This window comes from Oleiphilus sp. HI0117 (assembly GCF_001635235.1).
This window is the reverse complement of record NZ_LWGA01000104.1, coordinates 1-642: the sequence shown is the minus strand read 5'-3', so window position 1 is coordinate 642 and position 642 is coordinate 1. Positions and strand designations below refer to the sequence as shown.

The window sequence follows — 642 nt, the reverse complement described above, 5'->3', positions numbered from 1 at the left end:
ACTTTCAGGTCAGATACAGTGACATTCGGACAATCACTGCCAATAATCGCAACGCTCTGATAATCAACTAAACTACGCTCAAGGGTATCGCACATTCGCTCACCAAGATTTTCCCCTCGCTGTTCGTGGCAGTCTAAACCTTCTTCTGCAATTAGTGCCTTAAGCTTTTTATGGGCATTTATAGATTCTGCTTCAAGCGAGTCAAACGAAGCACTCTTTTGATCAAACCATAACTGATAGTCACAAGCGATACACTGACTAAATCTTAAAGCAATATCTGCAACAAGCTCCATATGAATAGATAGCGCAGCCTCCTCACCCAAGACTTTCGCAATACGAGTTTTTACATGCCCCAACAAAGGACGCTTAGCAAACTGAACAAGTAAAAACTTTCTCACAGTTACCTCTGCTCAATATTTAAATTATTAGCTCTTCTATCAGGCCAGTCGAATGTTGTTTTTGGCCGCTGGCAGCATATATGGCCAGAAGCTAGACTTAATTCATTATAATCGGCGCGAAGAAATCGTCATTTTTGTTTATACTCAAACCTCAATCTTCAATTCGTTACGGGTAATCATGTCGCAAAGTCTTAAAGCAGTCTCTTTCAATATAGCATGGCAAGAAAGCTTTAAAGAAATTCAG

2 protein-coding genes are annotated in these 642 nt (G+C 40.2%); one reads left to right on the top strand and one right to left on the bottom strand.

Annotated elements, in window-relative coordinates:
- Nucleotides 1-398, bottom strand: a 398-nt coding sequence (locus tag A3757_RS01490; RefSeq protein ID WP_156506093.1) for a DUF2064 domain-containing protein, incomplete at its 3' end; no start/stop codon positions are given.
- A 52-nt stretch (nucleotides 399-450) separates the two neighbouring features.
- Between A3757_RS01490 and A3757_RS27440 the strand changes: the two genes are divergently transcribed.
- Nucleotides 451-642 (top strand): hypothetical protein (locus tag A3757_RS27440; RefSeq protein WP_231878182.1); only part of this gene is annotated, 192 nt, incomplete at its 3' end.